At 44.2% G+C, this 423-nt stretch carries 1 protein-coding gene; it reads left to right on the top strand.

Going from position 1 to position 423, the window contains the following annotated elements; genetic code table 11:
* Positions 1–109: 109 nt before the first annotated feature.
* On the top strand, positions 110–423 hold a 314-nt coding region (locus DC53_RS00020), incomplete at its 3' end, for a hypothetical protein (RefSeq protein ID WP_206075194.1).

Raw genomic sequence — 423 nt, 5'->3', positions numbered from 1 at the left:
CCCTGCGTATGCGGAGGGGGATACCCCTGTAACTGCGATTGCAAACCCACAGGCAACATCAACAGGAAGTGTAACCAACCAGGCAGTACAGGTGTTACAGGGTCCATATGTGACTAACTCATACGGTGGGGGAGTAAGTTGTCAGGGTCCAACATTTAATCTTACTCCCTTTATGACTACATCTAAAAGTGGTTCAAGACCTTTTGAAGCATATGCAAATGTGGATAATGACCCAACCACAGGGATTAATGGGTTGGAGAGAACTGGACAAAAAGATACATTTGCAAATAACTTTGGTCTATCAGCAACCTTATCATTCCCATTAGATGGTGGATTGCAAGAAAGATGTAAGGCAGCAGCAGATACTTGGATTGCTCGTCTAAGAGCAGAAACGGATAAAGCAAGACTTGATGCAGCACTTGT

This window comes from Pseudoalteromonas fuliginea (assembly GCF_000690055.1).
GTDB lineage: Bacteria > Pseudomonadota > Gammaproteobacteria > Enterobacterales > Alteromonadaceae > Pseudoalteromonas > Pseudoalteromonas fuliginea.
This window is presented reverse-complemented; position numbering and strand designations above follow the sequence as displayed.